Consider the following 24,457-nt stretch of genomic DNA (forward strand, 5'->3'; position numbering starts at 1 on the left):
CGGTGCCGGTGGGGGCCAGCATCCGCCTCGCGTCATCGGCGACGCGGCGGTGGATGCGGTGCTCATACGGTGCCCCGCACGATCCTCTCCTCACCACTCGCATTCTCGACATGCAAGAAACGGCGTTGCCTGGGTGGTCGCAGCGACGAGAGTCTGTGACGTGTCGGGGCGGATGAGAACGGCCCCGCGCATCCCGCAGGCAGCACCCTTCGGGCCTGCAGCAACTGAGAACAGGAGACAACGATGTCCAAGGTCCTTATCCTCGCCGGTGACTTTTCCGAGACCCTCGAGGTGTTCTACCCGTACGAGCGGCTCCGCGAGGAGGGCTACGAGCCCGTCATCGCGGCCCCGACCAAGAAGCGCCTGCAGTTCGTGGTGCACGACTTCGAGGGCTACGACACGTTCACGGAGAAGCTCGGGCACGGCTGGAACGCCGACATCGCCCTCGCCGACGTGAACCCCTCCGACTACGTCGCCCTCGTCGTTCCCGGTGGGCGCGCCCCCGAGTACCTGCGCAACAACGAGGACGTGAAGCGCATCGTGAGGCACTTCTTCGGCGAGGACTCCCCCGTCGCCGTCACCTGCCACGGGCCGATCATCCTCGCGAAGGCGGGCGTGCTCGAGGGTCGTACCACGTCGGGCTTCCCCGAGATCGCGGCCGACATCGAGGCCGGCGGCGGCACCTACGAGAGCTCGGAGGCCCTCGTCGACGGCAACCTCGTGAGCGCCCGCGCCTGGAACGACAACGGCCCCTGGTTCGGCAAGTTCATCGCGCTCCTTCGCGAGAAGGCCCCCCTCTCCGCGTAGCGCCCGCAGGCGCGCCTGCCCCGCCCGCTCCCCGTCCCCGTCCCCGTCCCCGGCGTAGACCTGGGGCTTGTGCATCCGCCATACTCGCCCGGCGTGCGCAAGCCCCAGGTCTCACCCGCGCTTCCCACCGCGCCAACGCACACCTCGGGCCAACGCATCCACACCACCCCCGCAGCATGCGCAACCCCCACGTCTCGCCACGCGTGACGCCGCCAGCGCCGGGGTTGACTGCGTTGTCACAGGAGTGCAGCCCGTGGTCTCTCCACAGGCAGTAGTTCCCCAAGACCGTGGATGCTGGCCCGCGTCTAGCTTCGGCCTATGACTTCGGGCCAGAGACCCCCGCGATTTCGGACAGAGCTCCCGGCTGAGCTCCGGGGCCAGAGCTTCACGGTCGCGGATGCGCAAGCGCTCGGGGTGGGCAGGGGCCGACTGCAGAACCGCGGCCTTGAGCGCCCCTTTCGCGGAGTGCGCGTCGACGCCCTCGCGCTCGAGCCGACGATTGAGCGTGAGGCCAAGGCCGCTGCCATCCGCCGCAGGTTGCGAGCCCGCGACCTGCAGTACGCACTGCTCTTGAAAGAGTCGCAGGCATACGGGGCGATCTCGGCGGCTCGCGTGCTCGGTCTCCCGCTGCCGTGGCCGCTGCTCAACGACACACGCGTGCATCTCATCGTGCCGGAAGGCAGGAACCTCCCGCGGCGACCCGGCGTGGTCACACGAATCGTGCCGCTGCGACTCTGGCGCACGTTTGCGTTCGAGGGAGTCCTCCTGCCGCACCCGACCCTACTGTACTGCCTGATGAGCCGTGATCTGCTGCGGTCGAATGCCTCCGCCGCGCGGTCGGACCTGCTCAGTCTCGGCGACGCGCTCGTGACGGTCGCACGGAACTACCCGAACCGTGTCTGGAACGGCAACCTCACGACTCGCGCGGCCCTCGCCAGCGCAGTCGCCGAGTGGTCACCCGGTTACGGCTCCTCACTGCTCCGCGAGATGACCCCGCAGATTCGCGAACAGGTGGAGTCGCCGTATGAGAGCCTCATGCGCTTCGCGCTCCACGATTCCGGGTACCCGGAGCTCGCGGTGCAGCACTCACTGCAACTTGGCGGCGTGGAGCTGGCTCGGCCCGACTGCGCCGACTTCAAAGCCAAGATCGCCTACGACTTCGAGGGCCTCGGTCACTTGGTGAGCCCAAGCCAGTGGCGACGGGACGTGAAGCGAGCGCGGCTTGTCACCAACCTGGGCTGGCACGGTGAACGCCTCACGCACTCGGACCTCTGGCCGGACCCCAGTGAGTTCATCAGGCACGCGCACGGTCTCCGTGAGCGGCGATTGCGTCTCCTCGGCGAGATGTGACTCCCTGCGTGCGGTGAAATCTGACGCAATGCGCGCGCGCATCCCAAGGTCTCCGCGGGCGACGCCACAAACCTTGGCCCGGTGCACCCACACCGCAGAAAGCGAATGCGCAAGACCTAGGTCTGCCGAAGGGCTGCTTCAACAGTGCTGCCCGGGACCGGCCCCTGGCCCGGGCGGGCGGGCGGTACACAACGCGCGGATCCGCCACCCCTCAGCCAATCCTGCGCGGAGACCTGGGGCTCCCGCATCCACCCTTCGCGCAGGCCGTGCGCAACCCCAAGGTCTCCGCCGGCGACGCCACAGACCTTGGGCAAGCGCATCCACGCTTCGGAGACAGGATGCGCAAGGCCCAGGTCTGCGGCGGGGCTTCGCGGGGGGGCGCGGCGGGGCGCGGCCGGCCGCCGCGCCGCGCGGCGGGGGCTAGCTGAACTGGATGCCGCCGTCGACGAGGATCGTCTGGCCGGTGACGTAGTCGGAGTCCTCGGACGACAGGTAGGAGACGAGCTGAGCGACGTCGTTCGGCACGGAGACGCGGCCGAGGAGGATGGACTTCGCGTTCTCCGCGAGCGCCTCACCCTTCGCGAGGCCCTGCTTCGCGCCGAGCTTCTCGTCGATGAGGTCCCACATGGCGGTGCCCACGATGCCGGGACCGTACGCGTTGACCGTGATCTTGTGCTCCGCCCACTCCATCGCGGCTGCCTGCGTGAGGCCGCGCACGGCCCACTTCGACGCCGAGTACGGGCCGAGGAGCGCGAACGGGCGGAACGCGACGATCGACGCGGCACCGATGATCTTGCCGCCGCCGCCCTGCTTGATGAACTGCCTGGCCGCCGAGCGGTACTGGTAGAAGACGCCGGTGACGTTCACGTCGAGCACGCGCTGGAAGTCGGCGCTCGAGTAGTCGAGCAGCGACTCGACCTGCGCGATGCCGGCGTTGGCGATGAACACATCCAGCTTCCCGGCCTTCTCGGCCGTGAACTCGACGAGGGCGTCGACGGATGCCTCATCCGTGACGTCGACGACAGCTCCTGTCGCCCGTCCCCCCGCGTGCTCGATGGCGGTGACCGTCTCCTCGACGCCGGCCTGGGCGCCCTCCAGGTCGGCGACGATGACGTGCAGTCCGTCCCGGCCGAGACGCTCTGCGATTCCCTTGCCGATGCCCCGTGCTGCTCCCGTGACGATGGCGACGCGCTGTTCGGTGCTCATGAATCCTCCTTGACTCGAGCGGCGCCTGCGCTCCGGTGCGCGGCGCTCGCTGCGAGGCTATGGAGGACGCACCGTCCGACGAAAGCGTCCCTCTCGCTGAGCGAGAACGCGCATCCGCACCCGCATCCACGCCCGCCACCCTTCATCCGTCACCCCGCACGCAGACACACGGAAAGCGCCGGTTCGTCGAGCAACGGACCGGCACTTTCCGTGTGGATGCTGGGGCCCAGAAGGTCGCTCGGAGGGACCAGCCGGAGGGACCGGCCGGAGGGATGAGAGTGGGAGTCCTCAGTCGTCCGCGTTCGCGGCTGCCGTCGCGACGATGCGGGAGGCCATCGTCGCGAAGATGAAGCCGTGGAAGGGGAAGACGGCAGCCCAGTAGAGGCGGCCGAGCAGCCCCTGCGGGAAGTAGACGGCGCGCTGCTCGTAGCGCGAGCGGATGCGTTCCCCGCCCTTCTCGCCGTCGCCCTGCGCGTCCGTCTCGCCCTCGCCGTCGCCGACGGGCACGGCCCGCATCTCGAGCCAGGCGAGCCCGGGGACGCGCATCTCGGCGCGAAGGCGGAGCAGCGACCCGTGCTCACCGCCACGTTCGATCGTCTCGACGCGCCAGAAGTCGAGGGCGTCACCTTCGGCGAGACGGTCCGGGTTCGTGCGTCCGCGCCGCAGACCGACACCGCCGACGAGCTTGTCCATGACGCCTCTGGCTCCCCAGAGCAGCTTCGACGAGTACCAGCCGTTGTCGCCGCCGATGCCCTCGATGACGCGGAACAGCTGCTCGGGCGGCACCGTGCTCTCCTTCGACTGCTCGTCGGTGAACACCGTCTGCCCTGCCCAGTCGGGGTCGGCGGGCAGCGGGTCGCTCGGCGAGTTGTGCACGTTCGCGTCTCGCCAGCTGGTCTCGGTCGCGCGCAGCTTCTCGCGGCCGAGCGCCAGCTCGACGGCTCGCAGGTACGTCGTGAGGCCTTCCTCGGGCGGCGGGATGAGCGCGTCCACGTCTCGGTTCTTGACGACGCACTCGTTCTGGAGCGACTCGACGAGCGGGCGGGCGATCGATTTCGGGATGGGGGTGACGAGGTTCACCCACCTCGATGCGAGGCCGGGTGTGAAGACGGGGAGGGAGGCGATGGCGCGCTGCGGAAGGCCAGCTTTCACCGCGTACCCGTTCATCATCTGCCCGTACCTGAGCACGTCTGGCCCGCCGATGTCGAGCGGACGGTTCACATCCGCTTCCACTCGGGCGGCACCCAGGAGGTAGTGGAGCACGTCACGCACGGCGATGGGCTGGATGTGGTTGCGCACCCACTGCGGGGCCGGCATGTAGGGAAGCACGTCGGTGAGGTGGCGGACCATCTCGAACGACGCCGATCCTGAACCGATGACGATGCCGGCCTGCAGCACGATCGTCGGCACGGGCGAGTTGAGGAAGACCTCGCCGACCTCCTTGCGGGAGCGCAGGTGCTTCGAGAGCTTCGCGTCGTCGGGATGCAGGCCGCCGAGGTACACGATGCGGGAGACGTTCGCTTGCGCGGCCTGCTCGGCGACGTTCTCGGCGAGCTTCAGGTCGGTGCGCTCGAAGTCGGAGCCCGAGCCCATGGCGTGCACGAGGTAGTAGACGACGTCGATGTCCTGCATCGCTTCGCCAACGGCCTTCGGGTCGTCGGCGTCACCCACGACGACGTCGACCTGGTCGCCCCAGTCGTAGGCGGCGACGCGGCCCGCGTTGCGGGCGAGCACGCGCACGCGGTAGCCGGCGGTGAGGAGGCGCGGCACGAGGCGCCCCCCGAGGTAGCCGGTGGAACCGAAGACGAGAACGCGGGGAGCGGACCCGTCGGGGCGCGGCTTGGCCTTGAGCGCGGGCTCGGTGCCGGTCGGTGCGGGGGTCGCGGGAGTGGTGTTGTTGGCCGGGGCGTCGCCGGTCGTGAAGTCGTTGCCTGCGGGGCCGGATGGGGGCGTGCCTGGGGATGCCATGCTCGCGAGGCTATGACTTCAGACTGACCGAAAGATGATGGGTTGACATCGCGAAGTTCGGGCCGTCCGGGACAGGGAAGACCCCCGAGCGGCCGAGCCGCTCGAGGGTCTTTCCGGCTGTCCTCTGCTCGGCGTCTAGCTCTGCACGACCGCGACCGGGTCGGTGGTGGGGAGGCCCGTCTCCGAGCCGCCCTTCGACTCGACGGTGACACCGACGGCCATGCCGGGCGCGAATGTGCCGTCGAGCACGCGCACTGCAGGGGATCCGTCGGCCATCGTCAGGATGCCGGCAGGTGCCGGCCCCTCGCCGTCGATGTACCAGAGCTCGTAGTCGTTCTCAGCTGGCAGCTGGGCCATGCCGTGGGCGACGACCGCCGACTGGCCGAGTTCCTCGGACCAGTAGACGGTGACGGTCCCGCCGCCGGCGACCTCGGTGCGGGCGCTGTCGACGTCGGGGGCGGCGAGGATCAGCGCGACGTCACCGTCGGCGGTCGGCGGCTCCTGCCCATCCTGCCCGAACCCGCCGAAGGCGAAGCCTCCGCCGAGGAACAGGCCGACGGCCAGCACGACGGCCGCGGTTGCCGCGAACATCGCCTGTGCGCTGCTGCGGAACCAACGGCCACGGGCACGCGTCTCGACGGGACCGAAGTCGTCCTCGCCGTGGCCGGTGCTGGATGCGCCCCCGCCAGCCGAGGCGACGCGACGATCGTCGTGGAGATCACGATCGTCGTCCTCGTCGGTCTGCGGCTCCGGGACGAGGGATAGCTTGCGCCGTCCCTCGCCGTCGGTGTCTTCGTTCGCCACGTCGGCGCGCGAAGGCACTCCGGTCGCGTCCGAGGCATCGGCGGAGGACGTCGCATCCCGCTCGTCGCCGATCGGGTTCTGCTGCGGGAAGCTGTCGAGCTTCGCGAACAGCGAGTCCTTCATGGAGAGGGGCGGTCGGATGGGGTCCGTGGCCAGCGCGAGCTGGGCTGCGGCTTCCTGGTAGCTCTCGAACTCCTCGGAGAGCTCGCCGTCTTCCAGGAGCTTGTTGAGCAGCGCCCGGTCGGCGGCATCGTCGAAGTCGTTGGCGGAGAGCGCCTCTGCAGCAAGCAGCTGCTCGAGCTCTTCGCGTTCGCGATCCTGTTCGTTGCTCATGACTCCACCCCCAACTCTCGTCGCAGCCGATTCATTCCGTCTCTGATTCTCGTCTTCACCGTGCCGAGCGGCACCTCGAGCCGTTCCGCGATCTCACTCTGCGTGAGACCCCCGTAGTAGGCAAGGGTGACGGCTTCACGTTGTTGATCGCTGAGCTTCGCGAGCGCCTGCTGTGCGCGCTTGTGCTCGATGCTGATCTCCGCGGATTCGGCGACGTCGTCGCGTTCCCCTTCGAAGTCCCGCACCCCGATCTTCAGGTCACGGTCCTTCGACGCCTGGGATGCACGCACCCGGTCGATGGCTCTGCGGTGCGCGACAGTCAGCATCCAGGTGGTCGCCTTGCCCTTGCTCGGCGAGTACGACGCGGCGGTCTGCCAGATCTCCAGCAGCACTTCCTGTGCGACCTCTTCGGATTGCGCCTGGTCGACAAGCACTCGCCGGATCAGCCCCAGAACTCGCGGGGCCATGAGGTCGTAGAGGGTGGAGAAGGCTTCCTTGCTTCCTGTGGCGGTACGCACGAGAAGTTCCTCTATCTCTCCGATGGCTTCGCTCACCAGCTCAGCTTGCCATCTCTCGAAGCTTTCGCGAATTCGGTTGACTTCAACCTGTGAATCAGCGGGAGCTCTGGTGGGGGCTGGGTCGTTCGGCCTGGCCTCAACCGAAGGTGAATGAGTAAGCATCCACGCCACCCCCCAGCGTCACGGTCAGCTCTCCCTGCTTGCTCTGGTCCCCTTCGAAGAGGAGGTACGAGCCTGGGTTGCCTTCGACCTGGATCTCGCGGGGGCCCGTGCCGTCGTCGACGGTCACCGTGCCCGATCCGCCGAGCACCATCCGGATGGTCGAGGCCGTGTACGAGAGCTTGATCTTGCCCTCGTCGTCGCTTCTGATGCCCTGCGAGTCGAGGTTGAAGTCGCCTTCGAGGGAGAACGTGTCCTGCTGCTGCTCGGCGGGGAACGTGAAGCTGCGGTCGCCCTGGCCGTAATCGCCCTCACCTGCGTAGTTGACGACCTTCGTCGGCATCAGGTAGGTCTCGGGGGTCGTGCTTCCGAGCTCGGGCGTCGTGTCCGAGGTGTCGGTCTCACCCGGCAGCTGCACGTCGGGGTTGGCTTCCTTGAGGAGGTCGCGGATCTGCGCCTCGGTCTCCGCGTATCCGCCCTCACCGAAGTGGATGGCGCGGACGGTGCCGCTCGCGTCGATCAGGTAGTGGGCTGGCCAGTAGCGGTTGCGGTAGTTCGTCCACGTGCCGAGGTTGTTGTCGAGTGCGACGGGGTACTCGATGCCGAACTCGTCGATCGCGTTTGAGACGTTGGATGCTTCCTTCTCGAAGGCGTACTCGGGCGAGTGGATGCCGATGACCTGCAGGCCGGCGTCCTTGTAGGCCTGGTCCCAGGCGGTGACGTGAGGGATCGAGCGGATGCAGTTGATGCAGGAGTAGGCCCAGAAGTCGATGAGCACGACCTTGCCCTCAGCTGCCTGCGCTGCGAGCTGCACCTCTTCGCCGTCGGGAGTGTTCATCCACTCCTGGATGTCGAGGATCTCGGGCGCGGGACCGCAGTCGCCGAGCTCAGGATCGCCGGGCGTGCAGTTGGTGAGCTGCTCGTTCTGGTCGTTGACGAGGCCGCCGAACGCGAGGGCCTCTTCGACCTGCTCGTTCGAGTTGAACTGCTCCTGCAGGCCCGCCGTGTAGTCGGGGACGAGGCGCTGGAGCAGCTGTGGGAGGTTGAAGACGAGGCCGATCGCGAGGGCGATCATGACGACGCCGGCCGTGATGCGGATGCCGCGCTGGTGCTTGCGGAACGACTTGACGCGCTCGCCCACCCGGCGCCCGGCGAGGGCGAAGATGAGGAGCGGGATCGCCGCACCGATGCCGAAGGTCACCGTGAGGATGACCGTCTCGATGCCGATCTGGCCGGTCGAGCCTGCAACCGTGATGGCGGCGAGCACGGGGCCGGCGCACGGCACGTAGACGGCGCCGAGGGCGATGCCGAGGAGGAAGCCGCCGCGGTCGGTGTTGACCTGCTTCTGCGGGATCCACGAGAACGGCTTCTCGAGGAGGTGCTCGAACTTCGGCACGATGAGGCCGACTCCGATGAGCACCAGCACGATGATGCCCGCCCAGCGGAGCACATCCTGGGGGAGGCCCAGGAGGCTGAGGAGCAGCGAGCCGAGCAGCGTGAAGACGCTGAAGCTTGTAACGAGGCCCAGGATGACGAGGTACGGACGGGCGGATGCGCGCCGCTTCGTCTTCTGCTCGCTCTTGACTCTCGTCTTGAGCGTGCCCTCGTCGGGCCCATCGGCCCCGGGATCCTGGGCCTCGGCTTGCATCTCCTCGTCGCTGCGCGCACCCTGCACGCCGCCCGAGAAGAAGATGACGGGCAGCACCGGGAGGATGCACGGCGATATTCCCGTGATGAGGCCTCCGAGGAAGCCGATGAGTCCTAGCGAGATCATGTTGCGCTCCCTGCAGCGTGGCTGTCAGGCGGTCAGTTATGCCTGTGAACGGAGTTCGGAGCGGTGTCCGTTTCGGTTTGGTCTCACCACCTCTTCTGTTGCTGGAGGAGGTCACATCCCGGGCCTCGGAGGGGCACCCATATGTAAGGACTCGAAACCCGCGATTGCGACGCCGCAGAATTTATTCCGAACTTTTCCAATCCGTCCCGGGAGGGCCTCCGAATGTCTCAGTGAACCGCAACGGATGCGGCTCCGGCCCACCGGCCGAGAAATGAGGAGTGAAGTTATGCGCACTATCACCAGGAAGGGCTCACTCGCCCTCCTCTCGCTGGCGGCCATCTCGACCTTCGGCCTGGCAGCCTGCTCGAACTCGGCCCCCACGGCTGAGCCTGACGCCTCGATGGAAGCGTCCCCCATGGAGACGACCATGGAGTCGCCCATGGAGACCTCCATGGAGACGATGGACCCAGCCGCCAACCTCGTTGGCCCCGGCTGCGCGGACTACGCGGCACAGGTGCCGGACGGCGCTGGCTCGGTTCAGGGCATGTCCCAGGACCCGGTTGCGGTCGCGGCCTCCAACAACCCGCTGCTCACGCAGCTCACCGCAGCGGTCTCCGGACAGCTCAACCCTGATGTCGACCTCGTCTCGACGCTGAACGGTGGCGAGTTCACGGTGTTCGCACCGGTGGATGAGGCCTTCGGCAAGATCGATGCCGGCACGATCGAGACGCTCAAGACCGACGCGGACCTGCTCTCGGGCATCCTGACCTACCACGTCGTCGAGGGACAGATCCTGCCTGACGAGATCGCTGGCGAGCACACGACCGTCCAGGGCGAGACCGTCACCGTTGAGGGCTCGGGCGACGACCTGACCGTCGGTGCCGGTGGCGCCAAGGTCATCTGCGGTGGAGTCCAGACGGCCAACGCGACTGTCTACCTGATCGACTCGGTGCTCATGCCGCCGTCGAAGATGTAAGGCAGTACCCACTAACACAAATAACAGATAAGGCCCCGGATCTTGCATCCGGGGCCTTTCTCTGATTCTTTTCGCGCATTTGGCGGATATGACCGCGACTATCACAGGAAGAGCACGGCTTTCCGAGTGTTTGCGCACAGGATTTCCATATACCGATATCCGGGGTCCACAATGGACTGTCCGGTGAAGAGCCTGGCTGCACCGCTGAGCGCCACAAGCGCCACAAGGGGCGGCCAGCGTCCGACACCGGCGACTACAGTCAACATCGAACTTTGGAGCTCTCATGGGATTCCTCGCATTCCTCCTTCTCGGACTCATCGCCGGGGCCATCGCGAAGCTCATCCTGCCCGGCAAGCAGGGCGGCGGATGGATCGCAACCCTCATCCTCGGCGTCATCGGCGCACTGCTGGGTGGATGGATCGGCACGGCGCTCTTCGGCGCTGACGTCGACTCGTTCTTCTCGCTGAGCAGCTGGCTCCTCGCCATCGGCGGGTCGCTCATCGTGCTCGTCATCTGGGGCTTCATCACAAGCCGCGGCAGCAAGAACAAGGCGTAACCCGTACGACCTCAACAGCGGACCTCGGCTTCGGCCGGGGTCCGCTGTTGTTTGCGCTCGCGCTCTCGTGGCTAGCTGTGGTTCGCTCGATGCATGACCCCGAGCGCGACCATCCCCCACCCCGACCGTGCAGCGGCCCGCTGGCGCGCACTCGAACGCTGGGAGCAGTTGACGGCGCTGCCGATGTTCTTTGTGGCTGTCGCCTTCTTCGCGGCCTCGTCCATCCTGCTCATCGACGTGCAGCTGCCGACGGATGCGCAGGGCCAGCTCACGACGGTCGTGTCGGTCAGCTGGATGCTCTTCATCGCCGAGTTCGTCGTGCGTCTCCTGGTCAGCCCCGCCAAGCTCACCTTCGTCAGATCCCGATGGTTCGACCTGCTGTCGCTATTCGTCGTGATCCTGCGACCGTTCCTCATCGTCACGTACCTCTGGCGGCTGCCGTTCTTCCGAGGCGGCGGCGCGAGGGCCAAGCGCACCCGCAACGTCCTCGCCGTCTCGATCGCGTCGCTCCTGTACGTATACACGGCCTCGCTCGGCGTGTACCTCGTCGAACACAACACCTCAGGCGCGAACATCCTGAGCATGGGCGACGCCCTCTGGTGGGGGTTCACCACCATAACGACGGTCGGCTACGGCGACTTCACACCCGTCACGATCGCGGGGCGCGCGCTCGCCGTCTCCCTCATGGTCTCCGGCGTGCTCATCGTAGGCTTCGTGAGCGCGACGATCATGTCGGCCATCCGCGAAGACGCGCACACGATCGCAGCGAAGCTGACAGCGAAGGTGCCGGGCGAAGCCGAGGCGACGGCCCAGGGCCAGGGCCAGGGCCAGGGCCAGGGCCAGGGCCAGGGCCAGGCCGCTCGCTGACGCCTTGAGCCTAGCCCGACCGGGCCGACGCCAAAGACCGGCCAACACATAAGACCCGCCGACGCGAAAGACCCGGCCGCCAGAAGGCAACCGGGTCTTTGTTTGTAGCTGGAGAGAGATTCGAACTCTCGACCTCACGATTATGAGTCGTGCGCTCTCACCAACTGAGCTACCCAGCCAAGGGTTTCTGCAACAGACACCTGCTCCAGAATGGAGCCCCGAGTCGGGTTTGAACCGACGACCCCTTCCTTACCATGGAAGTGCTCTACCACTGAGCTATCGGGGCGAGATGCCAATCGAGCTTGTGGCTCGGAATGGCACCAGATGAGGATAGCACCTCACGGAACCCCGTGAGAACACGACCCTCGTCGTGGACCGCGTGTTACGCGCCAGCGCTTTCGCCTGGCATCGTGACGACCGTGGAAACCACGTTGAACTGCGTGAGGAAGGCGATCGGGTCGATCTTGTTGCCGTCCGCCGTGTGCACCTCGAGGTGCAGGTGGGGGCCAGTGGATGCGCCCGTGTTGCCGACCTTGCCGAGCTCGTCGCCGACCTTGACGACGTCGCCGACCTTGACCGCGATGGAGCCGGTCAGCATGTGGCCGTAGACGCTCTCGTAGCTCTGCCCGTTGATGACGTGCTCGACGATGACGTGCACGCCGAGGCCGCCGTTGTCGGTCGGGGTGACGCTCTTGACGGTGCCGCCGGCGATCGAGCCGATCGGCGTGCCCTGAGCGGGTGCGAAGTCGATGCCCATGTGGTTCGTGCTGCCGATGCCACCGGGCGAGACGCGAGGACCGAAGTCGTCGGTGATCGCGACGCCGACCGGGAACGGCCACTGCACGGTCGAGGACAGGTCGTTCTTGTAGGTGCCACGGTCGACGAGGCTCATGAGGTTGGCGGCTGTAGCCGACCCCATCGTGGTGACGGCGTACGCGTCTTCGCGCTCGACCGTCGTGCCTTCGCCACCGGAGACCGTGAGGGTCTGGCCGGGAACCGAGGAGACGGCGTCGGCGAGCGCTGCTGCGCTGTCGCCTGCGACCTGGTCTTCCTGAGTGGAGGTCGCGTTGGCGGGCATCGTCGAGACGACGGCGATGGTCGCCGCGAAGCCGAGTGCCGTGACGCCTGCCGCGCCGCGGAGGAGGGCGCCGCGCTTCTTGTGCGACGACTCTGAGTTCTTGACGCGGACGAGGCCGCGGCGGCCGGTCTTGCTGTCGACCTCGGGGCGAAGAGCCTCTTCGTTGCGTGCGAAGCTCAGCGGCACTTCGAGGACCGCGACCGAAGCGCGCTCGATGCGAGCGGTCGACTCGGTCTCGTCGGAGCGGATCTGCGCGACTTCGGCGATGCTCGGCGTGACGATGGACGCGGGGGCCGGTGCAGGTGCGGAGACGACGGGCGCCGCCTCGGCGATCGACACGACCTGCGGCGCAAGGGCCGCGGTGATGACGGGGGCCGTCTGCACTGGAGTCGAGGTGCGCTCCGCCTCGCGGCGGGCACGGCGGGAGGTGAATGCCTCCGGCGTTGCCTCTGGCGCGCTAGCCGCGAGCGATGCGAGACGCTCTGCTTCGCGGAGTTCTCGACGGGTCATGGGCGCCGGCTGAGCCTGCTCCTGGCCCGATGTGAGAAGGGAAGTCAACGATTCATATCCTTACCGCGGTTTATAACGAACTGGTAAATAGTAACGCGCAGGTCACGGAAACTTCAAGGTCTCCGGAGAATCGAGGCTCTGTGTGGCCCGTCGCGAGGGTCGGCCCATCGGCCGCGTGGCCAGCAATCACGCGGGAAGGCGCGGGAGCCAACGACGTTCCAAGTCGGGCGTAATTCTTGCTGTCCAGCGCACCCCGGGCGTGCCACCATCACGGATTCAGAGGCCAACCCCAGGAAGCACCGTGACCAGATCGGCCAGCTCGACCTCGAGACCCGGCTTGGCCGCGATGATCAGGCGGCGCCCTTCGCGCCCCATCGCCTCGCCCACGACGACCGCGCCGGCCTCGCGGGCGACCAGCGCCGCCCCCGCGTGATCCCACGGGTTCAGCCCCGACTCGTAGTACGCATCCAGCCGATTGATCGCGATGTTGCAGAGATCAAGGGATGCGGCGCCCACGCGGCGCAGGTCGCGCACGCGACCGGCAAGCGTCGTCCACTGCTCCGCCTGCTGCACACGACGCTCGGCCGAGTAGCTGAAGCCCGTGCCGACGAGAGCGAGCTCGAGAGGCGGGGCCGCGTCCACGTGCAGCCGCTCGCCGTTGCACCAGGACCCCTGCCCACGCATGGCGGTGAAGGACTCGCGACCTTCCGGGTTGACGACGGCTGAGGCGAGCGCGGTGAAGCTCGAGGGCTCAGAACCTGGATCGCCGAGAACGACCGCGACGCTCACCGCGTAGTTCGGGTAGCCGTAGAGGTAGTTGACGGTGCCATCGATGGGGTCGACCACCCAGGTCAGTCCCGTCTCGCTTGCCGTGGCGTCTGATTCCTCACCGAAGAAGCCATCGCCAGGGCGGAGCTCCTCGAGACGGCGGCGGATGTGGGCCTCTGATTCCCGGTCAGATGCGGTGACGATGTCCACCGACGACGACTTCGTGTCGGCGACCGCCACGCCTTCCTTCCGGCGCGCAGCCACGAGCTCGCCGGCCTCCGTCGCGAGCGTCACCGCGATGTCGAGGAGCTCCCGCAGCTGCTCGGGAGCGAACTGATCGGCGTCTGGTGCAGGTGAGGAAGCGTCGCGTTGGGTCACCGCTGGAGCGTAGCAAGCGCGCCCTTCACGGGTTGATTCTGTGTTTATGTTTGTTTCTCTTGTTTTACGTCTGCTTCGGGCGTACGCTCTCCACCAGAACCAACACCCGGATCGCACAGGAGCATCCATGTACGCAACGGAGCGGCACGCGCTCATCCTCGAACGCATCACCCAGCACGGGAAAGTCGCCGTGCGGGAACTCGCGGGCGACCTCGACGTCACACCAGAGACCATCCGCCGCGACCTCGACCAGCTCGAGCTCGAGAACCTCGTCAGACGAGTCCACGGCGGAGCCGTCAGCAACTCCCTCGGCAGCCTCGCCGAGACCGCCGTCGCCGAACGGCAGCCGCTCAACCACGACGCCAAGGTGAGCATCGGCGAAGCCGCCGAGCGCCTCATCCCCCGCGGCTTCACCGGGTCCATCCTCATCGACGCCGGGACGACCACCGCCGAGATCGCCGCGGCCCTCGTGCGACGACCCTCAGACGAGCTCGCGAAGCTGCAGGTCATCAGCAACTCCCTGCCCATCCTCGCGCTCCTCGCGGCGCACAGCGAGCTCACGACGATCGCCATCGGCGGGCGAGTGCGAGGCCTCACGAGCGCCGCCGTCGGCCCGAGCGCCCTCGCCCAGCTCGCCGCGCTCCGCCCCGACCTCGCCTTCGTCGGCACCAACGGCATCAGCGCCGAATTCGGGCTCAGCACCCCAGACCCCGACGAGGCGGCAGTGAAGTCGGCCATGTGCCGAGGCGCCCGCCGTGTGGTCGTCGCCGTCGACGCCTCCAAGTTCGACCAAGACGCCCTCACCCACATCGCGCCGCTCTCCAGCGTCGATGCCCTGGTCACCGACCAGCCCCCGCGTGCGGCACTCGCCGCCGCGCTCACCGAGAACGACGTGGAAGCAGTGCTCGCATGATCGTCACCGTCACCGCCAACCCAGCAATCGACAAGACCCTCGCCCTCCCCCACCCGCTCGCTCGAGGTGAAGTCCAGCGACTCACCGGCAGCGAGTCGCAGGCGGGCGGCAAGGGCATCAACGTCTCCCGCGCCCTCCGCGCCTCCAAGCTCGACAACCTCGCCATCTTCCCCGCATCCGCAGACGACGACTTCACGCACCTCGTCGAAGCCGAGGGGCTCCGGATGCTCCCCGTCCGCATCGAGGGCAAGGTGCGCACCAACTTCGCCGTCACCGAGACCGACGGCACCACCACCAAGCTCAACGAGCCCGGCCCGCACCTCAGCGCCGAAGAAGCAGCCGCCCTCGTCGCCGCCGTCGTCGCCGCATCCCACGGCGCCGACTGGCTTGTCCTCGCGGGCTCCCTGCCGCTCGGAGTCGACTCCTCCTTCTACGCAACGCTCATCGAGGCCGTTCGCGCCGAGCTCGGCGACGCATCACCGCGCGTCGCCGTCGACAGCTCAGACGCCCCGCTCGAAGCACTCCTCGCATCCGGAACCCGCGTGCAGCTCATCAAGCCGAACGCCTTCGAGCTCGCCGACCTGAGCGGCATCTCCGACGGAGACACCCTCGAAGCCGACCCGCAGCTCGCCGCCGACGCTGCGGGGAGAGCCCTCGAACGGGGAGCCGACGCCGTGCTCGCCACCCTCGGAGGAGCAGGCGCCATCTACCGAGACGCCACCACCAGCCTCTTCGCCACCCCGCCACCCACTCGCGTGCGCAGCACCGTCGGAGCAGGCGACTCGTCGCTCGCCGGCTACCTGCTCGCGAGCGTCACCGGGGCCACCCCCGAACGCGCCCTCGCCCAAGCCGTCGCCCACGGAAGCGCCGCAGCTTCCCTCCCCGGCAGCGGAGTCCCGTCCCCCGAGCAGACACAGCCGGACCTCGTCCGCATCGACCACCTCGCCACCACCGGCGAACACAGCAACAGCATCGCAACCAGCACCAAGGAGAACGCATCATGACCACCTACATCACGCCAGGGCTCGTCGCCCTCGACGTCGACCTGGGTGCGGACAAGACCGATGTCATCCGCAACCTCGCCGAACGCGTCGTCTCGCAGGGCCGCGCGACCGACGCCGCAGGGCTCGCCGCCGACGCCCTCGCCCGCGAAGAACAGGGAGCAACCGGCGTGCCCGGCGGCATCGCCATCCCGCACTGCCGCTCCGGCGCCGTCACCGAGGCCACGCTCGCCATGTCGCGCCTCAACCCGGGTGTCGACTTCGGCGCCCACGACGGGCCAAGCGACCTCGTCTTCTTCATCGCCGCCCCCGACGGCGCCCACGACGAGCACCTCCAGATGCTCTCCAAGCTCGCCCGCTCCCTCATGGTCCCCGAGTTCAACGACTCGCTCCGCGCCGCGACCACCCCGGAAGAGATCGTCGCGATCGTCGAGAAGGCGCTCGAGCCCGAGGAAGCGAAACCGGCAGCTGCTGCCGCACCCGCGGCTCCTGCCGCGAGCGGAGCATCCACCGGCCCCGTCATCGTCGCCGTCACGTCCTGCGCCACCGGCATCGCCCACACCTTCATGTCAGCGGATGCGCTCACCGCGAAGGCCAAGGAGATGGGCATCGAGTTCTACGTAGAGCCGCAGGGCTCCTCCAAGGTCACGCCCCTCGACCCCGCCATCATCAAGCGTGCAGACGCCGTCATCTTCGCCAACGACGTCGACGTGCGCGACCGCGGCCGCTTCGCCGGCAAGCCCGTCGTGCAGTCGCCCGTGAAGCGCGGCATCGACCACCCGGACGAGCTGCTGGGCGAGGCCGTCGCCGCAGCCAAGGACCCGAACGCCAAGCGCGTCCCGGCCGCCGACTCCAGCGAAGCCTCCGAGAACAACGCCAATGAGAGCGTCGGCGCCCGCATCAAGCGCTGGCTGCTCACCGGCGTCAGCTACATGATCCCGTTCGTCGCAGGTGGCGGCCTCCTCATCGCCCTCGGCTTCCTCCTCGGCGGCTACGACATCGTCAGCGACGGCCGCAACACCGACATCATCCTGCAGAACTCGCTCTTCAACCTGCCGCCAGACGAAGCAACCCGCTCGGGCCTCCTCGTCTACCTCGGCGCAGTCGCATCCGCCATCGGGCAAGCCTCCATGGGCTTCCTCGTGCCAGCCCTCGCCGGCTACATCGCCTACGCCATCGCCGACCGCCCAGGCATCGCGCCCGGCTTCGTCGCCGGTGCCGTCGCAGGCATCATGGGCGCCGGCTTCATCGGCGGCATCGTCGGTGGCCTCATCGCAGGTGGCGCGGCCTACTGGATCGGCTCGTGGAACGTGCCCCGCTGGATGCGCGGCCTCATGCCGGTCGTCATCATCCCGCTCGTCGGCTCCATCATCGCCTCCGGCCTCATGGTCATCCTCCTCGGCGGCCCCATCGCGGCCCTCACCAACGGCCTCAACACCTGGCTCACCGGCCTCACCGGCGCCAGCGCCGTGCTCCTCGGCATCATCCTCGGCACCATGATGTGCTTCGACCTCGGAGGCCCCGTCAACAAGGTCGCCTACGCGTTCGCAGTCGCCGGCCTCGGCGCCGGATCCTTCGACAACCAGGCACCCTGGATGATCATGGCCACCGTCATGGCAGCCGGCATGGTCCCGCCGCTCGCCATGGCACTCGCCACCACCATCGCACCGCGCCTCTTCTCCCCCGTGGAGAAGGAGAACGGCCGCGCGGCCTGGCTCCTCGGTGCAGCCTTCATCTCCGAAGGCGCCATCCCGTTCGCCGCAGCCGACCCGCTGCGTGTGATCCCCGCGAGCATCCTCGGTGGTGCCGCCACCGGCGCCATCACCATGGCCACGGGCGTCACCTCGCAGGCACCCCACGGCGGAATCTTCGTGTTCTTCGCCATCGGCAACCTGCTCTGGTTCGTGCTCGCGATCCTCATCGGAACCGTCATCTCCGGCCTCACCGTCATCGCCCTCAAGAAGTGGGTGCGCAAGGCCCCGGTCGACGCCGACGTGCCAGTCGCCGCCTCGCTGCAGGGCGAGCTCGCGCACTAGGTCGCTCGCGTCGCGGACGTCTCCCTCTGACTCGGGATGGGTTCCACGCTTCGAGATGGGTTGCACCCCATCCGGAAGCGCGGGACCCATCCCGAGACTCGTTGAGGTGCGGCCACGCCCTCACACTCGTCCATCCGAGTAGTCCGCATCGTTACTCCAGCGAAACTTCCCTGCGGGCATACTCACACTATGGACTTCATCAACGAACTCATACTCGCCGGCGGTGACTTGCTGTGGACGTGGGCAGTGCTGCCCATCCTGGCCCTGCTCGGTGTGTACTTCACCATCCGCTCCGGCGTGGTCCAGTTCCGCCTCATCCCGGAGATGTTCCGTACCCTCACGAACAAGACCCCCCTCAACGAGGCGGGCGAACCGCAGTCGGTCTCCGCGTTCCAGGCATTCACGATCTCCGCCGCATCGCGAGTCGGAGTCGGCAACATCGCCGGCGTCGGCACCGCGATCGCCATCGGCGGACCAGGCGCGGTGTTCTGGATGTGGGCGATGGCGTTCATCGGCGGCGCGTCGAGCTTCGTGGAGTCCACGCTCGGGCAGCTCTACAAGGTGCGCGACAAGGACAGCTTCCGCGGCGGGCCCGCCTACTACATGCAGTACGGGCTCAAGTCACGCTGGATGGGCATCCTCTTCGCCGTCATCCTCGTCATCTGCTTCCCCTTCGCCTTCAGCTCCCTCCAGGCGAACACCATCTCGGCGACCGTCTCCGCGAGCTTCGACGGCGACGTCAGCTGGATCCCGTGGGTCGTCGGCATCGTCCTCGCCATCCTGACGGCACTCGTCATCTTCGGCGGCGTGCACCGCATCGCCTCGATCACGCAGGCCGTCGTGCCCCTCATGGCCCTCATGTACCTGCTCATGGGTATCGTCATCGTCGGCATGAACATCGACCAGCTCCCGGTCGTGTTCGGTCAGATCTTCACCCAGGCGTTCGGCTTCAACGAGGTGCTCGGCGCCACCGTGGGCACCATCATCATGACCGGCGTCAAGCGAGGCATGTTCTCCAACGAGGCAGGCCTCGGCTCAGCGCCGAACGCCGGCGCCAGCGCGGCAGTCACCCACCCCGTCAAGCAGGGCCTCGTGCAGACCCTCGGCGTCTACTTCGACACGTTCCTGGTCTGCTCGATCACCGCATTCATCGTCCTCGTCTCGACACCGGACCTCGCGGGGGCGGAACGAGGAATCGCCCTCACGCAAGCGGCCGTCGTCGGGGCGCTTGGGCCGTGGTCGAACATCCTGCTGAGCATCATCATCTTCCTGCTCGCGTTCAGCTCGATCATCGGCAACTACTACTACGGCGAATCGAACATCGAGTTCATCAACCCGAACAAGACCGTGCTCCGCGTCTACCGCTTCGCCGTCGTGGCCGTCGTCCTCCTCGGATCCATCGCCTCGGCCGACCTCATCTGGAACACGGCAGATGGCATCATGGGGCTCATGGCGCTCGTGAACCTCGTCGCCATCGGCCTCCTCTCCGGCGTGGCCTTCAAGCTGCTGAAGGACTACACCGATCAGCGCAAGCTGGGCAAGGATCCCGTCTTCACGCGCTCACGGCTCCCGGAGCTCCAGGGAGTGCACTGCTGGGAGAACGAGCTCAGCGTGACGGGCCCCGTCACCGTCGTCGACGAAGCCAAGGCGCGCGGCTGATCCGGCGCAGCTGACGCAGCGCACCTGCCGCGCAGAACAGAGCCGGGCCCGCATCCACTGATACGTGGATGCGGGCCCGGCTCTTCTCGGTTGGCGCTGGAGTCAGCTCTCCTTGGTGTGCGGCTGCGTGTCGCGCCTGTCGACGTGGGCATCGATCTCGGACTCGTCGGCGTCGCTTCCGATCGGTGTCCTGTCGATGTCGGGGATGCCGTCCTCGTTCATGTCGTCGCTGCGAGCGCGCTTCGCGTCGTGGCGCAGCGTGATCGCGGCGAGCACGGCTGCGAGGAGGCTGCCGCCGAGCACGGCGAGCTTCGCAGCCGCCGTGTGCTCTGAGTCGGGGAACGAGAGCTCGGCGATGAGCAGCGAGACCGTGAAGCCGATGCCGGTGAGGAAGCCGACCGGGAGCAGGTCTCTGACGCCGATCGCGTCGGGGAGCCTCAGCGGTGTCAGCTTCACGACGAGCGCTGTCATGCCGAGCACGCCGATGAGCTTTCCGAGCACGAGTGCCGCTGCGATCGCGATGAACACGGGCTGCGAGACCACCGCTCCGAGACCATCACCGTCCACGATGTTCACACCGGCGGCGAAGAACGCGAAGACGGGCAGCGCGAAGCCCGACGAGAACGGACCGATCTTGTCGCCGAACCGATGCGTGCGCGAGTCGGTCTCGCCATGGACCTTCTTGGATGGCACGCAGAACCCGAGCAGCACACCCGCGATGGTCGCGTGCACGCCCGCCTCGTGCATGAGCACCCAGGCGATGATCGCGATCGGCAGCAGCAGCCACCAGGAGGGGCGCTTGGAGCGGACGACGAGCAGGAAGACGCCGACCGCGACGAGCGATCCGAGCAGCGCGAGCAGGTTGATGCCCGCCGTGTAGAAGATGGCGATGATGACGATCGCGAGGAGGTCGTCGACGACCGCGAGTGTCAGCAGGAAGGTGCGGACTCCGCGCGGGAGGCCGCGTCCGAAGATGGCGAGGACTCCCAGGGCGAAGGCGATGTCCGTCGCAGTCGGGATCGCCCAGCCGTGGAGCGCCGAGGTGTCGCCGAGGACGGACACCGCGATCACGTAGAGGATGGCCGGCATCGCCATGCCCGCGACGGCGCCGAGGACTGGCACCGCCGCCTCCTTCGGCTTGCGGAGGCTGCCCGAGACGAACTCGTGCTTCAGCTCCACGCCGACGGTGAAGAAGAAGACCGCGAGCAGGCCGTCAGCCGCCCAGGTCGCGAGCGACAGGTCGAGGTGGATGGCGGCTGGCCCGATCGTGATCGCGCTGAGCGCCTCGTAGCCTCCGCGCCACGGCGAGTTCGCCCAGATGAGGGCGATGGCGGCCGCGAACAGGAGGAGGGCCCCTCCGGTGGTCTCGCGCATGATCCACGCGTTCAGTCGCGCGAAGCCTGTCGGTCGAGTGGCGGGTGCTGTCATGGTTCTCCTGACGTCTGAGACCGGCCAGCGGGTTGTGGCACAGCCGCCGACCAGACTTCCCGGCACACCGGGAGACGAGTCTACCGCTCGCCCGGCGTGCATCGCAGCGCGCATGCGGACGCGGCGCGGCGTTCAGAGGCCGCGGGTGAGGACCTCGTCGAGGGCTGCGACGAACGTGTCGGCGCTCGCCTTCGTGAAGCACAGCGGCGGCTTCACCTTCAGGACGTTGCCGCGGTCGCCGGTGGGCTGCACGACGATGCCGATGGCGAGCATCCGGTCGCAGAGGGCGAGCGTCTCGGCCGTGGCCGGCTCGAGCGTCTCGCGGTCGCGCACCAGCTCGATGCCCTGGTACAGCCCGCGCCCGTGGATGGCGCCGATGAGCGGTTGCCGCTCTGCGAGACTCAGCAGCTGCTCGCGCAGGTAGCCGCCGATTTCGCGCGCGTTCTCTTGCAGCCGGTCGTCGCGCATGATGTCGAGCACGGTCACGCCGAGCCTCGCGCTGAGCGTGGAGCCGCCAGCGGAGGAGAAGAAGGTGCCCTGGTCAGCGAGAGCCTCGGCGATCTCGGAGCGCGTGATGACGGCGCCGAGCGGATGCCCGTTGCCCATGGCCTTCGCAACGGTCACCACGTCCGGCACGATGGGCTCGCCGTCAGGGCCGGCGTGCTGTTCGAAGCCCCAGAAGACGTCGCCCTGCCGCCCGTACCCGACCTGGACCTCATCGGAGATGACCACTCCCCCGCCGGCGCGGACCGCGTCGTAGACGGCGGCGAGGTAGCCCGGGGGCACCTCGATGGCACCCGCGTTGCCGTTCCGCGGCTCGGCGATGAACGTGCCGATCGGGGTTCCGGCGGCGGCGAGGCGCTCGAGCTCGGCGAGCGCATCCGCCGCGTACCGCTGACCCGCGTCGTTACCACGATGCGTGCCCCGGTAGGCGTTGGGCGCGTCGAGCGCGTGCACCCAGGGCGCGCGCAGCTCGGCGGCGAGCGGGTTGTCGGAGGTCGACGTCGAGACGGCATCGGCCGCGTACGACCAGCCGTGGTACGACTCCTCGACGCAGGCGACGTCGTCGCGCCCCGTGAACGCCTTCGTGAGCCGGAGTGCGAGATCGACGGCCTCGGTGCCGCTGTTGACGAGCAGCACGGTGTCGAAGCTGTCAGGCAGAGTCTCGAGAAGCCGCCGGGAGAGCTCTGCGACCGACGCGTAGTTGAACCGTGAGTTGGTGTTGAGCATGCGCCACTGCTGCGCGACCGCGTCTGCAAGCACGGGATGCCCGTGGCCGAGGGCCGTGACGTTGTTGACCATGTCGAGGTAGTGGCGGCCAGCGGTGTCGATGAGCATCTCGCGCCAGCCGCGCTCGAACTGCGGCGGATGCGCGTAGTAGTGGCCCTGCAGGGGCGCGTAGGTGTCGAGTCGCGCGCGGAGGGTCTCGCCGGCTCCGGTTCCGGCTCCAGCTCTGTCCCCGCTCGGAGCGAGCCCGATGAGCTCGCTCGGGTCGCCGATGACGGCGAGCCAGGCCGGGAACTCCTCGGCGGTCACGAAGCGCGGCACCGGCGCGGCAGCGGCGTCCACCGCCGACACCTCGCCGAGTTGCAGGGAGACCTGCGCCCAGCCGGCGATCTCGGCGAACGGGTCACCCTCGTCGACGCGGGTGGGGACAGCTGCGCTCTCTCCTTCGAGCGAGCGGCCCTCGACGAGCCCGCGGGCACCGGCGATCACGAGTGTGCGCGTGCCGTCCGTCAGCGTGACGTGTCCCTCGGCCGAGGACACGAGGCCCGAGAACGGTGCCGTCAGTGCGAGGTCGCCTGTGCTGTACAGCTCGACGCCGGTGGCGACGTTGGCGGGGGCGTCACGGGAGACGCCCACCGAGCGGGTGAGTCTCGGCTCGCCGAAGCGAGTCGCGGCGACCCCGCCCGTGCGGGCGGCGAGCAGCAGCAGCTGTGCCTCGGCTTCGGCCCCTTCGTCACCGAGCCAGGAGCCGTCGCGCAGTGCGGTGCTCGTGTGGTCGAGGGTGACGACGCGGGTGCGGCGGGCGAGTTCGGGGTCGAGGAGCGTCGCGCCCTTGGGTGCCGTGGCTGGCCCTGCCGCGACCGTGCGTCCGAGTGCTCGTCGGATCGCGGCCGTCGCGACGCGCGAGTCGAGGGCGGCCGGGACAGCGAAGATGGTCCACTCGCGCCCGAGGGCCTCCTCGGCGTAGTCGTTGCCCTCGTCGATGGCGACCTGCTGCAGGCCGCTGACGACGAGGGTCGCGCCCCGGAGCACGATGAGCGGCCAGAGCGCGTCGATCTCGGCGTCGGTGAGCGGCACGACCGCGTCGAAGGCGCGGATGAGCGGCAGCAAGGCGAGGGGGCGAGCGGGGTCGTGGTGGAACACGGCCGTGCAGGCGACCGCCAGCTCGGCGATGCGCCACCCCGTTCCCACGTCGCCGAAGTCGATGATGCCGGAGAGCTCGGGGCGGCCGAGCGCGCCGGCCGTCGCGACGAGGTTGTCGTCGGTGAGGTCGCCGTGGATTGCCTGCAGCGGCAGTTCGTGCTTGAGGGGAGCCAGCGCGGCCGTGACGTCCTCGAGCGCGCCGAGCACGAAGGCCTGCCGTTCGGGCTCGGTGACGTAGCCGATGAGCTCCTCGACGAGTTGCTCGCCGACGCGCAGATCCCACTGCAGCTCGCGGTCGAGACCGGGATGCTCGAAGCCGGCGAGCGTCGCGACGACCTGCCCGACGAGCGTGCCCATGGCCGCGATCGTTTCGGCGGAGAAGTGCTCGAAGTCGATGAGGGGCGTGCCCTCGACGAAGGTCAGCAGGCGGATGCTGTGCGGCGACCCATCGACGTCGGCCGTCTCGATGTCGTGGCCGTTGACGCTGGGCAGCGGGGCGGGCGAGGGGTGGCCCGCCGCGTGCATCCGCCGCATGGCCTCGTTCTGCGCCTCGATCTCGTCGCGGCGCACGGCCCGGTTGCTGACCTTGAACAGGACGCGGCGGCTCGGCGCGTGCGGGAGTGAACCCGGCTCGGTGAACAGGAAGTTGCGGTCCTGCTGGCTGCCGAGCTCGCGAACCTCACCAGCGACGCCGTACAGCTCGGCCGCGATGCGACGCACCTCGTCGATCGTGATGTTCGGGCGCGGAAGGCCCTCTGCGAACGACGGAATGCCCTCTGCGAATGCGGCCATGACTGCTCCCCCTCGAGTCGCCGACCGGTGCGCGGTCGGACCGAGGCAATGCTAGCGGCGGCCACCGACATCGCGGTCAAGGGCGAGCACCCGGCAGCGCCAGGAGTTTCGAGTTGGAAACCTCACTTCGTTGTGGGAACTTTCCCCGATCGAAGCGAATCTTCCAGCCCGAGAATGCGGGTCCTGCCGTTGCAGCCATCAGCGGG

General features: G+C 68.1%; 18 protein-coding genes and 2 tRNA genes. 9 read left to right on the forward strand and 11 right to left on the reverse strand.

Going from position 1 to position 24,457, the window contains the following annotated elements:
* Window positions 1-243 precede the first annotated feature (243 nt).
* Both ACQFZP_RS08465 and ACQFZP_RS08470 read left to right on the forward strand, forming a co-directional pair.
* On the forward strand, window positions 244-807 hold the full coding sequence (locus tag ACQFZP_RS08465) for a DJ-1/PfpI family protein (RefSeq protein WP_104312965.1): 564 nt from the start codon (window positions 244-246) through the stop codon (window positions 805-807).
* A gap of 318 nt (window positions 808-1,125) precedes the next feature.
* Window positions 1,126-2,157 carry a hypothetical protein gene (locus tag ACQFZP_RS08470; protein WP_211891026.1) on the forward strand — a complete coding sequence of 344 codons (1,032 nt, stop codon included), beginning with the start codon at window positions 1,126-1,128 and terminating at the stop codon, window positions 2,155-2,157.
* 420 nt (window positions 2,158-2,577) lie between these two features.
* Here ACQFZP_RS08470 and ACQFZP_RS08475 read toward each other — a convergent pair whose 3' ends face one another.
* The 5 genes from ACQFZP_RS08475 to ACQFZP_RS08495 all read right to left on the reverse strand — a co-directional run bounded on the left by ACQFZP_RS08475 (window position 2,578) and on the right by ACQFZP_RS08495 (window position 8,919).
* Window positions 2,578-3,363, reverse strand: a complete 786-nt coding sequence (locus ACQFZP_RS08475) for an SDR family NAD(P)-dependent oxidoreductase (RefSeq protein ID WP_104287516.1) — start codon at window positions 3,361-3,363, stop codon at window positions 2,578-2,580.
* Window positions 3,364-3,651: 288 nt separating this feature from the next.
* The gene (locus ACQFZP_RS08480; protein WP_211891027.1) at window positions 3,652-5,331 is read right to left on the reverse strand and encodes an SDR family oxidoreductase; all 1,680 of its coding nucleotides are present in this window, start codon (window positions 5,329-5,331) and stop codon (window positions 3,652-3,654) included.
* A 135-nt stretch (window positions 5,332-5,466) separates the two neighbouring features.
* Window positions 5,467-6,468, reverse strand: coding sequence for an anti-sigma factor (locus tag ACQFZP_RS08485; protein ID WP_179557803.1), 1,002 nt, complete (start codon window positions 6,466-6,468; stop codon window positions 5,467-5,469).
* A complete protein-coding gene (gene sigK / locus ACQFZP_RS08490; RefSeq protein WP_249312354.1) occupies window positions 6,465-7,025 on the reverse strand; it encodes an ECF RNA polymerase sigma factor SigK in 561 nt (186 codons plus the stop codon). The genes ACQFZP_RS08485 and sigK overlap by 4 nt, the downstream gene beginning before the upstream one ends.
* Before the next feature lie 97 nt (window positions 7,026-7,122).
* Window positions 7,123-8,919, reverse strand: coding sequence for a cytochrome c biogenesis protein CcdA (locus tag ACQFZP_RS08495; RefSeq protein ID WP_211891029.1), 1,797 nt, complete (start codon window positions 8,917-8,919; stop codon window positions 7,123-7,125).
* Window positions 8,920-9,205: 286 nt separating this feature from the next.
* Here ACQFZP_RS08495 and ACQFZP_RS08500 point away from each other — a divergent pair, with 286 nt between their 5' ends.
* The 3 genes from ACQFZP_RS08500 to ACQFZP_RS08510 all read left to right on the forward strand — a co-directional run bounded on the left by ACQFZP_RS08500 (window position 9,206) and on the right by ACQFZP_RS08510 (window position 11,318).
* A complete protein-coding gene (locus ACQFZP_RS08500; RefSeq protein ID WP_104252061.1) occupies window positions 9,206-9,895 on the forward strand; it encodes a fasciclin domain-containing protein in 690 nt (229 codons plus the stop codon).
* A gap of 283 nt (window positions 9,896-10,178) precedes the next feature.
* Entirely contained in the window at window positions 10,179-10,451 is a 273-nt protein-coding gene (locus ACQFZP_RS08505; RefSeq protein WP_104312971.1) for a GlsB/YeaQ/YmgE family stress response membrane protein, read from the forward strand.
* A gap of 93 nt (window positions 10,452-10,544) precedes the next feature.
* Window positions 10,545-11,318: a potassium channel family protein gene (locus ACQFZP_RS08510; protein WP_211891030.1), complete on the forward strand. Its 774-nt coding sequence runs from the start codon at window positions 10,545-10,547 to the stop codon at window positions 11,316-11,318.
* 105 nt (window positions 11,319-11,423) lie between these two features.
* Here the strand turns inward: ACQFZP_RS08510 and ACQFZP_RS08515 are convergent.
* The 4 genes from ACQFZP_RS08515 to ACQFZP_RS08530 form a co-directional block, all read right to left on the reverse strand.
* A tRNA-Met gene (locus ACQFZP_RS08515) sits at window positions 11,424-11,497 on the reverse strand.
* Window positions 11,498-11,529: 32 nt separating this feature from the next.
* Window positions 11,530-11,604, reverse strand: a tRNA-Thr gene (locus ACQFZP_RS08520).
* 96 nt (window positions 11,605-11,700) lie between these two features.
* Window positions 11,701-12,954, reverse strand: coding sequence for a M23 family metallopeptidase (locus ACQFZP_RS08525; RefSeq protein WP_146080845.1), 1,254 nt, complete (start codon window positions 12,952-12,954; stop codon window positions 11,701-11,703).
* Window positions 12,955-13,182: 228 nt separating this feature from the next.
* Window positions 13,183-13,992: an inositol monophosphatase family protein gene (locus tag ACQFZP_RS08530; RefSeq protein ID WP_249312355.1), complete on the reverse strand. Its 810-nt coding sequence runs from the start codon at window positions 13,990-13,992 to the stop codon at window positions 13,183-13,185.
* A 187-nt stretch (window positions 13,993-14,179) separates the two neighbouring features.
* Between ACQFZP_RS08530 and ACQFZP_RS08535 the strand changes: the two genes are divergently transcribed.
* The 4 genes from ACQFZP_RS08535 (at window position 14,180) to ACQFZP_RS08550 (ending at window position 19,661) form a co-directional block, all read left to right on the forward strand.
* On the forward strand, window positions 14,180-14,965 hold the full coding sequence (locus ACQFZP_RS08535; protein WP_104312975.1) for a DeoR/GlpR family DNA-binding transcription regulator: 786 nt from the start codon (window positions 14,180-14,182) through the stop codon (window positions 14,963-14,965).
* The gene (locus tag ACQFZP_RS08540; protein WP_211891032.1) at window positions 14,962-15,969 is read left to right on the forward strand and encodes a 1-phosphofructokinase family hexose kinase; all 1,008 of its coding nucleotides are present in this window, start codon (window positions 14,962-14,964) and stop codon (window positions 15,967-15,969) included. Before ACQFZP_RS08535 ends, ACQFZP_RS08540 begins: the two co-directional genes overlap by 4 nt.
* On the forward strand, window positions 15,966-18,002 hold the full coding sequence (locus tag ACQFZP_RS08545) for a PTS fructose transporter subunit IIABC (RefSeq protein WP_179557798.1): 2,037 nt from the start codon (window positions 15,966-15,968) through the stop codon (window positions 18,000-18,002). The genes ACQFZP_RS08540 and ACQFZP_RS08545 overlap by 4 nt, the downstream gene beginning before the upstream one ends.
* Before the next feature lie 189 nt (window positions 18,003-18,191).
* Window positions 18,192-19,661, forward strand: coding sequence for an alanine/glycine:cation symporter family protein (locus ACQFZP_RS08550; protein ID WP_104312978.1), 1,470 nt, complete (start codon window positions 18,192-18,194; stop codon window positions 19,659-19,661).
* Between the two features lie 102 nt (window positions 19,662-19,763).
* On the opposite strand, the gene nhaA is transcribed toward ACQFZP_RS08550, so the two are convergent.
* Both nhaA and ACQFZP_RS08560 read right to left on the reverse strand, forming a co-directional pair.
* Window positions 19,764-21,089: a Na+/H+ antiporter NhaA gene (gene nhaA, locus ACQFZP_RS08555; RefSeq protein WP_211891033.1), complete on the reverse strand. Its 1,326-nt coding sequence runs from the start codon at window positions 21,087-21,089 to the stop codon at window positions 19,764-19,766.
* Between the two features lie 132 nt (window positions 21,090-21,221).
* On the reverse strand, window positions 21,222-24,251 hold the full coding sequence (locus tag ACQFZP_RS08560; protein ID WP_211891034.1) for an aminotransferase: 3,030 nt from the start codon (window positions 24,249-24,251) through the stop codon (window positions 21,222-21,224).
* Between the last annotated feature and the right edge of the window lie 206 nt (window positions 24,252-24,457).

The sequence above is a fragment of the Pseudoclavibacter sp. Marseille-Q434 genome (genome assembly GCF_050315415.1).
Classification (GTDB): Bacteria; Actinomycetota; Actinomycetes; order Actinomycetales; family Microbacteriaceae; genus Pseudoclavibacter.

What these genes read in the sequence shown, in the direction of transcription:
- ACQFZP_RS08465 (WP_104312965.1), top strand. Translation starts at nt 244, where the DNA reads ATGTCCAAGGTCCTTATCCTCGCCGGTGACTTTTCCGAGACCCTCGAG.
- ACQFZP_RS08475 (WP_104287516.1), bottom strand. Translation starts at nt 3,363, where the DNA reads ATGAGCACCGAACAGCGCGTCGCCATCGTCACGGGAGCAGCACGGGGC.
- ACQFZP_RS08505 (WP_104312971.1), top strand. Translation starts at nt 10,179, where the DNA reads ATGGGATTCCTCGCATTCCTCCTTCTCGGACTCATCGCCGGGGCCATC.
- ACQFZP_RS08535 (WP_104312975.1), top strand. Translation starts at nt 14,180, where the DNA reads ATGTACGCAACGGAGCGGCACGCGCTCATCCTCGAACGCATCACCCAG.
- ACQFZP_RS08500 (WP_104252061.1), top strand. Translation starts at nt 9,206, where the DNA reads ATGCGCACTATCACCAGGAAGGGCTCACTCGCCCTCCTCTCGCTGGCG.
- nhaA (WP_211891033.1), bottom strand. Translation starts at nt 21,089, where the DNA reads ATGACAGCACCCGCCACTCGACCGACAGGCTTCGCGCGACTGAACGCG.
- ACQFZP_RS08470 (WP_211891026.1), top strand. Translation starts at nt 1,126, where the DNA reads ATGACTTCGGGCCAGAGACCCCCGCGATTTCGGACAGAGCTCCCGGCT.
- ACQFZP_RS08480 (WP_211891027.1), bottom strand. Translation starts at nt 5,331, where the DNA reads ATGGCATCCCCAGGCACGCCCCCATCCGGCCCCGCAGGCAACGACTTC.
- ACQFZP_RS08540 (WP_211891032.1), top strand. Translation starts at nt 14,962, where the DNA reads ATGATCGTCACCGTCACCGCCAACCCAGCAATCGACAAGACCCTCGCC.
- ACQFZP_RS08550 (WP_104312978.1), top strand. Translation starts at nt 18,192, where the DNA reads ATGGACTTCATCAACGAACTCATACTCGCCGGCGGTGACTTGCTGTGG.
- ACQFZP_RS08495 (WP_211891029.1), bottom strand. Translation starts at nt 8,919, where the DNA reads ATGATCTCGCTAGGACTCATCGGCTTCCTCGGAGGCCTCATCACGGGA.
- ACQFZP_RS08545 (WP_179557798.1), top strand. Translation starts at nt 15,966, where the DNA reads ATGACCACCTACATCACGCCAGGGCTCGTCGCCCTCGACGTCGACCTG.
- ACQFZP_RS08510 (WP_211891030.1), top strand. Translation starts at nt 10,545, where the DNA reads ATGACCCCGAGCGCGACCATCCCCCACCCCGACCGTGCAGCGGCCCGC.
- ACQFZP_RS08485 (WP_179557803.1), bottom strand. Translation starts at nt 6,468, where the DNA reads ATGAGCAACGAACAGGATCGCGAACGCGAAGAGCTCGAGCAGCTGCTT.
- ACQFZP_RS08560 (WP_211891034.1), bottom strand. Translation starts at nt 24,251, where the DNA reads ATGGCCGCATTCGCAGAGGGCATTCCGTCGTTCGCAGAGGGCCTTCCG.